16 protein-coding genes are annotated in these 13,381 nt (G+C 61.3%); 6 read left to right on the top strand and 10 right to left on the bottom strand.

The features are described 5' to 3' along the window. Positions 1–19: 19 nt before the first annotated feature. On the bottom strand, positions 20–415 hold the full coding sequence (locus tag J8C05_RS13255; protein ID WP_014101285.1) for a phosphomannose isomerase type II C-terminal cupin domain: 396 nt from the start codon (positions 413–415) through the stop codon (positions 20–22). Positions 416–584: 169 nt separating this feature from the next. Between J8C05_RS13255 and J8C05_RS13250 the strand changes: the two genes are divergently transcribed. From J8C05_RS13250 to J8C05_RS13225, 6 genes are all read left to right on the top strand, one after another. Further along, entirely contained in the window at positions 585–1,328 is a 744-nt protein-coding gene (locus J8C05_RS13250; protein WP_211423976.1) for a tetratricopeptide repeat protein, read from the top strand. After that, positions 1,223–2,086 (top strand): DUF4388 domain-containing protein, encoded by an 864-nt coding sequence (locus tag J8C05_RS13245; protein ID WP_211423975.1) that lies wholly within the window; start codon positions 1,223–1,225, stop codon positions 2,084–2,086. The genes J8C05_RS13250 and J8C05_RS13245 overlap by 106 nt, the downstream gene beginning before the upstream one ends. Positions 2,087–2,212: 126 nt before the next feature. Then, the gene (locus J8C05_RS13240) at positions 2,213–2,965 is read left to right on the top strand and encodes an esterase family protein (protein ID WP_246840810.1); all 753 of its coding nucleotides are present in this window, start codon (positions 2,213–2,215) and stop codon (positions 2,963–2,965) included. A 90-nt stretch (positions 2,966–3,055) separates the two neighbouring features. Next, positions 3,056–4,429: a thermonuclease family protein gene (locus J8C05_RS13235; RefSeq protein ID WP_211423974.1), complete on the top strand. Its 1,374-nt coding sequence runs from the start codon at positions 3,056–3,058 to the stop codon at positions 4,427–4,429. 65 nt (positions 4,430–4,494) lie between these two features. Next, positions 4,495–6,345: a serine/threonine protein kinase gene (locus J8C05_RS13230; RefSeq protein ID WP_211423973.1), complete on the top strand. Its 1,851-nt coding sequence runs from the start codon at positions 4,495–4,497 to the stop codon at positions 6,343–6,345. A 170-nt stretch (positions 6,346–6,515) separates the two neighbouring features. Then, complete coding sequence (locus J8C05_RS13225; protein WP_211423972.1) at positions 6,516–6,995, top strand: tellurite resistance TerB family protein; 480 nt, start codon at positions 6,516–6,518, stop codon at positions 6,993–6,995. A gap of 124 nt (positions 6,996–7,119) precedes the next feature. On the opposite strand, the gene J8C05_RS13220 is transcribed toward J8C05_RS13225, so the two are convergent. The 9 genes from J8C05_RS13220 to J8C05_RS13180 form a co-directional block, all read right to left on the bottom strand. Further along, positions 7,120–7,455, bottom strand: coding sequence for a HesB/IscA family protein (locus tag J8C05_RS13220; protein ID WP_058868567.1), 336 nt, complete (start codon positions 7,453–7,455; stop codon positions 7,120–7,122). Between the two features lie 220 nt (positions 7,456–7,675). Further along, the gene (locus tag J8C05_RS13215) at positions 7,676–7,963 is read right to left on the bottom strand and encodes a hypothetical protein (protein ID WP_058868568.1); all 288 of its coding nucleotides are present in this window, start codon (positions 7,961–7,963) and stop codon (positions 7,676–7,678) included. 169 nt (positions 7,964–8,132) lie between these two features. After that, entirely contained in the window at positions 8,133–8,327 is a 195-nt protein-coding gene (locus J8C05_RS13210) for a hypothetical protein (RefSeq protein ID WP_211423971.1), read from the bottom strand. Between the two features lie 102 nt (positions 8,328–8,429). Then, positions 8,430–9,137, bottom strand: coding sequence for a transposase (locus J8C05_RS13205; protein ID WP_211423970.1), 708 nt, complete (start codon positions 9,135–9,137; stop codon positions 8,430–8,432). A 77-nt stretch (positions 9,138–9,214) separates the two neighbouring features. Further along, positions 9,215–9,484 (bottom strand): flagellar biosynthesis protein FliQ, encoded by a 270-nt coding sequence (fliQ, locus tag J8C05_RS13200; protein WP_014101275.1) that lies wholly within the window; start codon positions 9,482–9,484, stop codon positions 9,215–9,217. Positions 9,485–9,527: 43 nt separating this feature from the next. Next, positions 9,528–10,292: a type III secretion system export apparatus subunit SctR gene (sctR, locus tag J8C05_RS13195; RefSeq protein ID WP_014101274.1), complete on the bottom strand. Its 765-nt coding sequence runs from the start codon at positions 10,290–10,292 to the stop codon at positions 9,528–9,530. A gap of 7 nt (positions 10,293–10,299) precedes the next feature. Continuing rightward, complete coding sequence (locus tag J8C05_RS13190) at positions 10,300–10,701, bottom strand: FliO/MopB family protein (protein WP_211423969.1); 402 nt, start codon at positions 10,699–10,701, stop codon at positions 10,300–10,302. Between the two features lie 3 nt (positions 10,702–10,704). After that, positions 10,705–12,015: a type III secretion system cytoplasmic ring protein SctQ gene (gene sctQ / locus J8C05_RS13185; protein WP_211423968.1), complete on the bottom strand. Its 1,311-nt coding sequence runs from the start codon at positions 12,013–12,015 to the stop codon at positions 10,705–10,707. Between the two features lie 50 nt (positions 12,016–12,065). Then, positions 12,066–13,271, bottom strand: coding sequence for an iron-containing alcohol dehydrogenase (locus tag J8C05_RS13180; protein WP_211423967.1), 1,206 nt, complete (start codon positions 13,269–13,271; stop codon positions 12,066–12,068). Positions 13,272–13,381 lie beyond the last annotated feature (110 nt).

The following is a 13,381-nucleotide window of genomic DNA, read 5'->3' as shown; positions in this document are numbered from 1 at the left end:
GTGGCTGCCGGTCGTGTCGCTAGGTTGCGCGCCCGTAGTCGTCCTGAAGCCGGATGATGTCGTCTTCGCCCAGGTAGTCGCCACGTTGAACTTCGATGAGCACCAGCAGGATGTCATCCGGGTTGGCAATGCGGTGCGCTGCGCCTACCGGCACATCCACGGCTTCGCCGGTGTGGACAAGGTGTTCGTGGCCGTCGAGTGTCACCTGGGCGCGTCCCTGCACCACGATCCAGTGCTCATGCCGCCGCGTGTGCTTCTGGTAGCTCATGCGCCGGCCCGGCAGAACTTCGATGCGTTTGACCTTGTAACCTGGGCCTTCGTCGAGAACAACATACTGCCCCCAGGGGCGCCGGTCGTATTCCAACGCGCGTTCCAACCCGCGTGGATGTTCAATGGCAGGGATCACGTCACTCATGAGGTCTGGTCATGTGATGTCTGGCTATGCCGTTGGGGTTTGAATACAGCGTTCAATAAACTCGTCCGGGCGTTTTGGATGGCAGGGGCGTTGGTTTCCCATCCGGGGGCCTGTGCTAGACTTGCATACCGCCGGGAAACCTAGCTGAAAGCCACGGAGCGGTTCAAGCATGGGCCTGTTTGACAAGGTTCGCTCGATGCGCGAACAGGTCGTTGGACTGATTGCCGACATCCGCCAGCGACACGACATCGAGGAGCTGGAGCGGAAACTGGCGGCTGCCCCGGAAGATACTTTCCTGATGCAGCAGTTGAGTGACGCTTACCAGCAGGCCGGCCAGAGCCGGCAGGCGGTGGACCTGCTCTGTCGCATTGGGGAACTGTATCGCTCCCAGAGGAACCCTGAGACGGCGCTGGCCTATTTTCGGCGTGCGGAACGCCTGGCCACCAGCGACGAACGCCTCCGGCTCCTGCGGTTGATGGTGGAACTGATGATCCAGTTGGGGCGCTACAGTGATGCCTTTGAGCGCGCACAACAGGTCGTCGAACTTCTTCTGACCCACCACGAGTTGGCCGCAGCCCGTGGCTATGTCGAAACTCTGCCGCCGCTGGGCGAGCAGGATGCCAAGTACCGCAAGGAACTCGTTGATCTGGTCAACATCAACCGGCAGGAATGGGCCCAGGGCGCGCGTGGTACATGGCTGGACCCTGGCGGGGAGCGGTCATTCAGCTCCGAACGCCGGGAGCAGTTTCCCGACCAGACCATTCTGGTGGTGGATGATGAGCCGGGCACCTGTGAAGTGCTGAATCTGTGTCTGCGCCGCCTGGGCTGCACCGTACTCACGCCGAGGATGGCGAGGCGGCGCAGGAAGTCGCGCTGCGGCACCAGCCCTCACTCATCATCTGCGATCTGCTGATGCCACGCATGGACGGCCGCCAGTTTTTCGATTGGACGCGCCGGCATCCCACGCTCCGGGACGTGCCCTTCGTGTGCCTGTCATCCAAGGGACAGCCGGAGGAGCGCCTGGCCGCTTTCGAGCGGGGCGTCGAGGATTACTGGGTCAAGCCCTTCAGCGCCACCGAACTGACCTTTTGCGTCAAGAACCTGCTGCGCCGGCTGCAACCCAATGCCGATTTTCGCGGCAGGCTCCAGGAAGTTTCCTTTCCTGAAGTGCTTCAAATCATTGAAGGGGGCCGTAAAACCGGGCTGCTCAAGGTGACTTCCGCCGGGCGTGAGGCCACGTTGTACGTCCGCGAGGGACAAGTGCTGGATACCGAACTCGCGTCTTACCAGGGAGTGCGCGTGGTGTATATCGTCATCGGCTGGTTGCGCGGCGAGTTTTCCTTTCGGAGCGCTCCGGTGGACCGACTGCCGCAGATTCCCCTGACGACCCAGCAGCTTCTGTTGGAAGCCGTCCGCCGCTATGACGAGACCCAATCCCTGCTCGATGCCGAGCCGGACCTGGACCGTCCATACATCGTCAGTGACCGGTTTGCCTCGCTCGTCGTCCCGGAGGATTTTGCTTCGGAAATCAGCTTTCTCAAGGCGCTGTTTGACGGGCAGCGTACCTTCCGGGAGTGCCTGCAGTCGCTGGAGGGAGACCTGGAAGCGATGCAGATGGTGGTTGAATTACGCCGTGAAGGTTTGCTCGTCCCGGCTTCAGCCCGGTCGTAGTGACACCAACCCGGCGCACCGCCATGTTCAAAACAGCCTGCACATCGGTTTGGGTTCATGGTATCGTCGCGCCCAAATCCGCTTCATTCCGTACCATCCATCTTTCCCCTGGAGAATCATACATCCGTGCGTAAACAAGTCCACCGTTGGTTCAGTCCACACCTTGGCAAGGAAATGCCGATTGCCGTGTATGGCCACTATGGCAAGCCGTTGCTGATGTTCCCCACGGCGGCGGCCGACTTCGAGGAATACGAGCGTTTTCTGGTGATTGATGTGCTGCGTCCCTACCTCGATGCCGGGATCGTCAAAATCTACTCCATCAACAGCATCAACCGTGAAAGCTGGATGAATGAGAACCTGTATCCGGCCCAGCGGGCCGCGCGCCAGATGGCCTACAGCAACTACATCTCTCATGAAGTATGCCCGTTCATCCGCAGCGACTGCGGTGGTTCGCCCATCAAAATTGCCGCCACCGGAGCCAGCTTCGGGGCCTATCATGCCGCCAACTCCGTGTTTCGCAATCCGGGCAGTTTCGACACCCTGATTGCCATGTCCGGTTCCTATGACATCCGTCCCTGGTGCGATGGCTTTCACAATGACGATGTGTATTTCAACAATCCCATCGAGTATCTGCAGCACCTGAACGACGACTACTTCCTGCCGCTGCTGCGGCACCACACCGACATTCACATCATTTCAGGGCAGGGGGCTTATGAGGCACCGGAGCGGTCGCGTGACCTGTCACGGGTGCTGTACAGCCGTGGGATTCCGCACTCGCTCGATCTGTGGGGCTATGATGTCAATCATGACTGGCCGTGGTGGCGGCGCATGCTGGACCTCTATGTGCCACGCCTCTTTCATGCCTATGGTCCGAAGTGACGGCGCCGGCGGCTGTCTCCCTTACTCCCGGTGACAGGCCGTGACGCCAACCAACCGTGGCAGTGTTCTGCCCAAGTGAGGTTTGCATCCATGGTGAAGCGTTGGATTTCAGGCAGGTTTCCCTGCGTCGCTGCGTCGCTGGGGCTGTTGATCGCCGGGTGGCTGTCTCTGCCGGCAGTGGCTCAGGTGGCAACGGGAACCTCAACGAAGATTACAACCATCAAGCAGGTTCTGACCGGTGATACCATTGTGCTGCAAGATGGGACGATTGTACGCCTGATTGGCATCCTCGCCCCTCCTTCAGGGCCGGCGGCCGAGCAGGCGCGGGAACGGGTCCGGCAGCTCGTTCTGGGCAAAACCGTTGAAGTCTGGCTTGAAAACCAGAACCTCGATCTGGGGCACCGGGACAAGTACGGACGGCAACTGTCCTACATCTACCTGCTGCCAAACCGGAAGCTGCTCAATGCCGAAATCCTCCGCGATGGCGATGCCTACTACTTCAGTCAGCACTTCATTGACGTGCGGACGAAAAACATTCTGCTGGCCGCGGAATACCAGGCCCGGAAGGCCAGGTTGGGCGTCTGGGCGCAGGCTACGGAATCACCTGAAGCCATCGCCAAGCGGGAAGGGCGTGTCTATGAAGAGCCGGACTTTGCCCCTCCAGCGGAAGGGGAATCCCCGAACGATGGGGCGCGTTCCGGGGCGACGGGTATGACCAGCATGGGCAGTGAGTCCAGCGGCGGCGCCATGGAGCGTGCCTCGTCGGGGACGCCACGCCCGACCTCGGCTCCAGAACTCGACACCAAAGCCACCTACAGCAACATACGGGTGGAAAGCTGCGCGGTGCTCGATGTGCCGACACTGGGGCCGGTTGCCCTCATTGGGGTCCAGAACAGCACGGCCAAAGCCGGTGAACTGGCCCGGCTTGAAACCGTCAAGCTGGTGCAGGGCAAGCGGCTGCGCTTCGCGTATGACCCGGCCAATGCCGCCCGCGACCACCGCGACCGGGATGGGCGGCTGCTGGTGTATGCCTTCCTGCCGGACGGTGCTTTGCTGAACCTGCAGATTGTGGCGCGGGGCATTGCCGATGTGGATATTGACTACGACTACAGATACAAATCGGAAATGCTGACGGCGCGCGACAATGCCCGTGTCCGGGAGCTTGGGCCGCGCTGGCGCAATGACATTCCGCGGACGGTTTCCCTCGAACGCATTCGGGCTGAGATGATCAAGCTGATGAATGAGCAGTTCGGACGCGCTGGCGCACGGATCGAAGTGGTCGGCGACGAACGGGACGTGTTGCGCATCTCGCATGATCTGATTGACCAGCCGACGGCCGAGCAGTTGTACCGCGCCTTGTCCGTCAGTGAGGGGGGCAACCTCCCGCTGCTGCGCAGTAGTGGCATCCGGGAAGTCCAATTCACGGATGCCAAGGCCACAAAGATTTTTCGATTCCCACTGTGAGCCGTTGGTGTGGTGCACGCCGGACGTGAACCTGCTGCCGGCCCGTGGTCATTCCGGGGGCTGTGATGTCCAACCCACGCCGTCAAAACCTGTCTGACCCCTATCACCTGGTGGGCACCGTCATCAACGGCAAGTATCGGTTGGATGCGGTACTGGGCATTGGAGGCATGGGGATTGTCTATCTGGCCCAGCACACGGGAATCAACCGCAACCTGGCGCTCAAGGTCCTCAAGCCCGACGTGGCCGCCGCCGATGTGACGATTGCCGAGGCTTTTCACCGGGAAGCCAGAATTTCCGGCGGACTGTCCCATCCGAACATCATCTCCGTCACCGATGCCGATACCCTGCCGGACGGCACACCCTTCATGGCGATGGAGCTGCTGGAATCGCCGACGCTCGAAGACGAACTCCAGCGGAGCAGGACGTTTCCGCTCGACCGGATTGAACGCATCCTGAGCCAAATCTGCGACGCCCTCCACTATGCCCACCAGTCGGGGCTGGTACACCGCGATCTCAAACCGGCCAACATTGCCCTCGTGGGGGCGGGCCAGCCGACCGAGCAGGTCAAAATTCTCGACTTCGGAATTGCCAAATCACTGGATGAAGGCGTCGGCAAAGTCAGTCAGGCCATCGGGACGCCACTCTATGCCTCCCCGGAACAGTTCATTCACGGCGGCGACATTGATCCCCGCGCTGATCTCTACAGTCTGGCCGTGATTCTGTATCGCATGCTGACCGGTGTGTTGCCGTTTCAGGGCAAGACCATTGGCGAAATTGTGTCCATGCACCTGACGGCACCGCCGCCGCCGCTGCGCACGCACGCGCCGGAGTTGCCGGAGTCGCTGGAGGCTTTTGTGATTGGGGCGCTGGCCAAAAAACCGGATGGGCGTCCCGCAACGGCCCTGGATTTTCTGGCTGGCTTCCGGGCGGCACGGCAGGGGGGCGTCATCGGGGAGATGAGCGCCCCGCTGCTTGGCAGCGGCACGGACCTCATTGCTGCGGTGCTTGATACGCCCCTGCCCACCCCGCCATCCACGACGCCGCCCGGTATCCCTGAAGCAACCGGCAACATCACGACCTCGCGGGTGTCACCGACACGTTCTTCAGGGCTGTCTCCAACGCTTCCTGCTGCTGGCAGTCCAGGCCAGCCACCTCCGGCCTCCCGGACGCTCACCCTGAGTCAGACGGAGCACCAGGACACCCCACCTCCCCCGGCTGGATATGCCACGCCTTATGCTGCGCCTTCATCGCCACGGTTGGGCGTGCCGGTGTGGACCGTGGCCGTGGCGGCGTTGCTGGCCGTGGGGCTGCTGCTGGCCGTGGGCGTGTATGTCATGAGGGGACGTGCGGCAGGTTCGGGGGCCGAAGCTTCTGGCGCGACCGGTGCCGTTCCCCAGGTTGGTGAGGCGCCCCAGGCGACGGGCAAAGCCCCGGCACGGGTGTCGGATGCCCTGCGCAGCCGCTTTGACCAGGTCTCCCGCCAGGTTTACCAGGCGGTCGAGCCGCTGGCGCTGGATGACCGTGAAGACCCGTTGCTGCGTGAGCTGCGGCGGGTGACGGCGTTGAATCCGGCCACCATTACCTCACATCAACAACAGGTTGAGGCGGCTGAAAACCAGGTGGCGCAGGCTGCGGAAAAGTGGCTGAACGCAGAAGTGCCAGATACCTGCGCGGCAGAGTGTCGTGCTTTGGGAGAGCGCTACCAGCAGCTTCGGGACGCCTTGCACAACTACGGTGTTTCAGTCCGTAACCTGGGAAACGCCTTTTCGCGAACGGATTTCGACATGTCCCAGCCCCGTGAGCGGTTCGCTGAATCAGAACGGCAGGAACTTGGACGAGACCGCTCGCTACTGGAAAGTGCCTGGCGTGACACCCGCCGGGCGGAGGGCCGTTTCCGCGACTGCACGGGGCTGTGAACCGACGCCGGGCCGGCAATGTTCGTACGGGCTTTGCCCATTCGCCGCCGGACGGAAACACCTTGTTTCGGATATGGTGAGTCAAGTATCGTCCCGTCGGTTTGGGTGCCTTGTATGCCGATTTTTTGAATGCTCTGAAGGGGTTGCCGATGACTATGGAAGACAACACGATGCCCGACGTACCTTCAACTGAGGCTGCGGCTGAAGTCCCGACAGATGACCAGCCCTTTGCCGGTTTTCCACGGGAGGAGTTGCTGGCCTTCGTGCGTGGTGTGGCCAACATCGTGGCCGCAGATGGCAAGGTGGCTGAAGAAGAGCGTGTGATGCTCTACGGCCTTGTTCACCAGACCGGTCTTTCCATTCTCGATGAGGACGTCAAGGCGGCCATCGAAGCCGAACTCGCCGGTCCATCGCCAATTGAGAAAGTCATCAAACCGGTCACCAATCCGCTCCTGCGCCGGGCGTTGTATCAGACTTGTGTCGAAGTTGCCGTCGCAGATGGCCACCTGGCGGATGAAGAGCGTTTGAAGCTTGTCGAGATTGCCGGTGTGTTCGGCCTCAACTCCGATGCCGCGCGCGACTTCATCCAGTGGACGCTCGACAGTATTGCCATTGAGCAGCGGGGACGGGAAATCATCACCAAGCTCTGAAGACCACCTGCCCGATTGCCCTCCACAAAGGAAAAGCGCCAGAGAAATCACTCTGGCGCTTTTGCGTTTGAACTGGTGTTTGAGTGGCGTTTCGCCTGACGTGGCGGCGGGATGCGTCTGCCACCTACACCGTGAACGAAGTGCCACAGCCACATGAGCCGGTTGCCGAGGGGTTCTTGAACGTGAAGCCTGAACCCATCACACTCGACACATAATCAATTTCCACGCCTTCCAGATATTGCCCGCTAAAGGGGTCCACGAACAGGCGGATGCCACCATTGTTGTCGTGAACGATGATTTCATCATCTTCACGTGGGGCATCCTCGACATCGAGTCCATACTGGAAGCCTGAGCACCCGCCGGGCATGACGCGGACGCGCAAACCACCGTCCGCCCCAATGTTCTCGGATGCCATAAACTTCTTCACTTCTTCAACTGCCTTGGCTGTCAAAAAGATCATGACCGCACGCCTCATCACTTACAAGGTGGAGATTGGTGACCTACCTTGGTCTTTACTGAATTCCGGCGAACCCTGTCAACGAACGCTCCCGAAACAGCCGTGTTGCAAGAGACAAGGCAAGTGAGCAGCACCCGGCAGTGCACTGGACAGGCTGCCACCCGCCCTTCCGTTGCCTTGGGGCTCAATGGTGACGTGGGGATACCTGGCCCCGGGACCTGGCCTAAGACTTGGTGGTGAGGACGATGCGCTTTGGCTCTTCACTGGCCGCGCTCTTGGCGGAAGATGCCGGCGTATCGGTCGTGGCCGGTGTCCCGGACAGGCCCGCCATGATGCCGCGCATGGCGGAAACCGGCAACGCCGTCAGTTCGCCGATGGCGTCAATCCCTTTGAATGGGAGACCCGGGATGAACTTCAGCACCGAAAGCGTTGTTTCGACACCAATCTGGTGCAGGTGGAAGATTTTTTCCGACAGGGGAAGATTCGAGAAATTGCCTTCAATCGAGCTCATGTGAGACTTCTCCGTAAACGCGAGGGAGGTGAATGCCTGTCAAAAGCATACACGATGATGGGTGTCGGGTGAACCCTTCACTGGCCTGGCCGGTTGGCGTGAACAACTGTCTGGCAAGCCAGCCAGAAAGGCACTGCTGTGACGCCACGGCTGTGGAATGCCCACTGGCTCAAGGCAGATAGCCGCCCCGCCTTCCGCCCAGTCGCCGCTCTTTTTCCTGCTTCCCGACCAGCCAGAACATGGGCCAGAACGCACCGGCAAGGGCTGCGGCAACCAGGTTGCCTGGCATCTTGAGCGCCCGGATGAAGGTGTAAATCCCAACGGCGAGATACAGCAGAAGCAGGAAGCTGATGAGCCAGTACATGTGAGTTCTCCAGATTTCAGTCGCGCGTGACACTGACACACATTCGTTTCCTGGGGACATTCAAACCATACCACGTCCGGCCTGTACGCCAAGCCACACCGCTCATTCGTCCGCCCACGGGGGAGCGTCGGTTGCCGGCGCGTGTTCGTGATCCAGATGCCATTGAAGGGGGTTATTCAGGATGTAGGCGCGGATGCGGTTGAGGGATTCCGCGTGGCGGATGATGTGTTCGTAATAATTGCGTTGCCAGACGGTTGCGCCGGGCGTGCCACGGCGATCGTTGATGCGTTTGGTGGATACCGTTTTGAATGCGCCGATCAAACGGCCGAGGGGTTTGCGTTTTCCCGCAGGAACGGTCGGCGTGGTGGGGGTGGTTGGTGCGGCGGTCGGTGCCATGGTGGTAGGGGCGGTTCGCGAACCGCCCCTACCATGCGAACCGCCCCTACCATGCGAACCGCCCGTAACATCAAAACCGTCCGCAACATCATCACCGCCCCTGCCATCGGAACCGTCCGTGCCGCCGGAACCGCCCCGGCCATCGCCCGTGATCACGATGATTCCGTGCAGGTGGTTGGGCATGACCACCCATTCGTCCAATTCCACATAATCGTATTGCGTCGCCAGCCACCGCCAGGATTCGGCAACAATTTCCCCGTACGCATTCAACCGCATTTCACCCGCCATGATCTCCCCAAACAGACACACCCGCCCCTGCGTGCAGAGGGTGACAAAATACGCCCCCATCCGGGTGTAATCGTAGCCCTTCAGGCGGATTGAACGGCGGTGATGCCTTTCAGGGTCATACCGCATGCTGCCGGCTCCCTGCCTTTTCCAGCCCTGCCCGCGCTCGCGCCATGACGGCTCCACAGGCGGATGAGGCGGTCGTCCTACGGCAGTGCACTGACCTTCGGAATGTAGGACATCACCTGCTGCGTAAAGGTGATGAGTTGGGTAAACGTCCAGCTTCCAAAGAAAATCAGCGTCAGTACGGTAGCAATCATCTTGGGCACGAACGTCAGCGTCTGCTCCTGAATTTGCGTCAGGGCTTGCAGCAGGCTGATGACCAGCCCCACGACAAGACTCACCACCAGCGCCGGCAGGGACAAAATGAGAATCAGCCAGAGGGTTTGGTTGGCCAGCGTCAAAAATGTCTGCATAGGCGCACCTGTTGCACGAAGCCGTCAGGCATACACGAAGCCGTCAGGCATAGCTGAGCACGAGATTCTGGATGAGCGTCACCCAGCCTTTGACCAGCACAAAGAGCAGCAGTTTGAAAGGCAGGGAAATCATCGTCGGCGACAGCATGAACATCCCCATCGCCTGCAGGATGTTCGACACGAGCATGTCAATGACGAGGAAGGGAATGAACAGCAGGAAGCCAATCTGAAACGCCTCGGTCAACTGGCTGGTGACAAACGCCGGCACGACGACGCGGAAATCCCGTACCGTAATGGCATTCGGGTCCTTGCCGTTTTTCTGCGCCAGACGCTGGGCCAGCCCCAGAAACAGGCGGCGGTCAGCCTCGTGGGCATTGCGTTCGAGAAAGGCACGGAGTGGCTCCTTGCCCTTGTCCAGCGCCTTGAACAGCGTATCCGCCCGCATTTCCGTGAAAACCGGCGCGGTGGCGTCCGACAGGCCGGCTTCCTCCAGCATTTTCTCAGCGACAGGCGCCATGATGAATATCGTCAGAATGAGCGAAATCCCGGTGATAACCTGGTTGGGCGGCACCTGCTGCGTGCCCAGCGCGTTTCTGAGGATGGAAAGGACAACCGAGATTTTGACGAACGAGGTCATCATGATGAGCGCAAACGGAGCCAGCGCCAGCGCGCCCAGGGTGACAACCAACACCACCGGGTTCGCCTGAAGCGCCCCCTGCGCCGTCGCCACCAGAGACGAACTGATGCCCATCCCGGCAAAGAGGGAAAGCGTCGCCACGGCTTTCACAAGACCAGAACGCAATGCCATCCGCGCCTCACTTTCGCATCAGCCACCGCCCGACGGACTGCGCCAGCAGCGGCGGGGGCTGGGAGGTCTCACGCGCTGCCAGGTGCTTCCCGACGGCAGCCGCATCAAGGGTTTCCATAACCTGAAGTCCGGCTTCCGAGACGCCGACCAGCAGGTACTTTCCGTTGACTTCAACGACATACAGCGTCCGGCGCGGTTCGAGCGGCAGAACGTCCACAATGTGCATCAACCCGGTCGGCCGGCGCAGACCGAGGCCGCCCAGTTTCGGCAGGACAACCCGCAGGGTGACATAAGCGACGCTACAGACAATCCCCAGCGCGACGAGGGTCTGGAGCAGTGCCCAAAAGAAACCGCCGCCGGTTGGCGGAAGCGGTTCGGTGGTGGCCTGCCATCCGATGAGCGCCAGCATGGCTTAGCTCCGTGCCTGGGTGATGCGTACCCCCAGACGGCCCTCGACATCCACGAGTTCACCGCGCGCAATGGGACGGCCATCAATCGTCAGCGTCACCGGATCGGTCGGCTTGCAACCGAGTTCGAGGACGTACCCTGTGCGCAACTGGGCCACTTCCTCAAGGCGCAGGCGGCGCGCCGCCAGCTCAATGCGTACCGTCACGGCAAGGTCATCCAGGGATACGGCCGGTGGCGTGGCCGTTTCTTCAGTCGGCATGGAAGTTTCCTCGGACGAAAGCATGGGTAATGTGGGAACGATGTCCTGGATGGTCAAGCGAAATTCGTCATCCAGTTCACCGAACAGCATCAGGGTTTCTGGAACGCCTACCGTGACGCTCCCGATGCCGCCCGGCTGGAGCACCGACTGGATTGTTTCGAGGATGACAAAGTCGCCGATTTCGAGCGTGCGAAGCTCTCCGTAGGTCGCTTCGACCAGTCCGATGACCAGTGCGGCGGAAAACGTCGGCTGCACCCTGGCCAGCTCAGCCACGTGCTTCTGGCGAATGAGCGCCAGTGTGGGGTCGGAAACCGGCCGCGCCAAGAGGTGGCTGCCCACCTGGCGAAATGCTTCGAGCGTTGCCGCGTCCAGGATGAATTCGGCAAATCCGACGGCTTCGGCAAACTTCAGGCTGACGGTGCCCACCAGATAGCGGGTCGGGGTGTCGGACGTGGCGGCCGACTGGAAATGTCCAAAGGACAGCCAGCGCGCGCAGGATGTCAGCCGCAGCGTCGGCTCGCCAAGCAAGGCGTTGACATCCCAGGCCAGGGTAAGCAGCAAAAACTCCAGCGCCGCTGCCTCGGCTGAAGTGACCTGGCGCAGACCGTCCGGCGGGGTGCCGTTGCCGCCCAGCATGCGTTCCACGAGCGCCGCCGCAAAGCTGGCGTCCGTTTGCAGAAACAGAGTCGCTTCCGGTTGACCAACGCCAAAAGTGGCGCAGAAACGGTGACTGTCCGTGGTTTGCCCAAGTTCGGCTGCGCTGACTTCAGACCAACCGAAGGAAGTCATCCCGAACAGTTCCGGCGGCGTACGGAGAATGGTCAGCAACCGGGGCGCGGCTGCCCGGAACATCGCTCCGAAAAGCCAGGTCGGAACGCTGCCCAGTCTGCGGCTGGCCTCGACCTCGGCCCGGGAGCATTTGGGCAGCGCGTCCGTCCAGTGCCGCTCGCGGGCCAGCGGCTCCTCCGTTGGTGGGGGCGTCGCTTCCGGTTCAACCGGGGCCACGGGCTGGGCAAACAGATCAAAGGCAAAGGGATCATCCAGGGTTTGACTCATGGGGCGGTGCTCCCTCGATTCACTGTTCGGCCACCCGCGCCGGCGCGGGGCTACAGGGTGCGCATCACCAGGGCGAGAATGTCCTCACGTTCACCTTTCACCGGATTGAAGGACAGGCAGATGTCTTCCAAAGTCAGGTCGGTAATTGCCGCCGCTGTATCGGCATCCGTCGGCACGCCGACTTCCCGGTACTGCATCGGGACGCCGCACCGTTGCTTCAGCTCACGTACGGCGGCAATGGCGGCCGTTGCCAACGCCTCGGTGGATTGCCCGGTGTCGGCAATGCCCATGGCGCGGGCAACGGCGGCGTAGTAGGTCGCCACCGCCGGCAGGTTGAACTCCATGACAAAGGGCAGGGCAATCGAGTTGGACAGCCCGTGGTGCACGCCAAACAGCGCGCCGACGGAGTGGGCAATGGCGTGCACCGCGCCGACCGGCGAGTTGGAAAACGCCATGGCGGCCATGGTTGCCGCATACTGCATTTTGGCGCGGGCTTCGGTCGGCCCTGGCTCCCGGACAGCCGCTTCCAGATTGTCGGCAATGAGTTCGATGGCGCTCAGGGCAAGCGCGGCCGAAATGGGTTCGCGCTCAACGCAGGAATAGGCCTCGATGGCATGGGTGAGCGCGTCAAATCCCGTCCAGGCGACGAGTCTGGCCGGTAGCGTCGCCACCATGTTGGGGTCGAGAATCGCCATGCGCGGAAACAGGAACGGGCTGGCAATGGTGAGTTTGCGGCGCTGAACGTTGTCTTTGACAACCGCTGCCAGCGTGACTTCACTGCCCGTGCCAACCGTGGTGGGAATGGCCAGAATCGGGGTGATGGGGCCGGGCACCATAAACCCACCTTCATACTCACTGGCTTCCCCGCCATAAGCCGCAATGACAGCCGAAATCTTGGCCGTGTCCATGACACTGCCGCCGCCCACGGCCACGATGAGCGACACCTGTGCTTCGTTGAGTTTGGCGGCCGCACGCTTGACAAACTCCGTGTCCGATTCGGCCGGTACGTCGTCCATGACGGCCACGATGGTGTAATCCGAATCGGCAAAGGCCTGCCGGACGACATCAAGCAAACCGGCAGCCGCCACGCCAGCGTCCGTAAAGACGGCAAGGCGGGTGCGTTCGGCCAAATCGGGAGCAAGCTGGAGTTCAACGGTCAGGTTGCCGACTTTGCCAATCCCGTACTTGATTTCGGTCGGAACGGCAAACGTGGCATCCGGGCGGGTCAGGGGTGGATTGCCGGAGATGAAGCCCATCAGAAAAGGTCCTCAGTTGTGTGGAGATGAACTTGGGAGCGCAGGACAGGTTACGCCTGGCCCGGTCACTATAGCGTAGCGTCCGGCCGGACGCACGAGTGCCGTTTATA

The organism is Chloracidobacterium sp. N (genome assembly GCF_018304765.1).
Taxonomy (GTDB): Bacteria; Acidobacteriota; Blastocatellia; order Chloracidobacteriales; family Chloracidobacteriaceae; genus Chloracidobacterium; species Chloracidobacterium aggregatum.
Note: the sequence above shows the minus strand (reverse complement) of the source record. Positions and strands in the feature narration are given on the sequence as shown.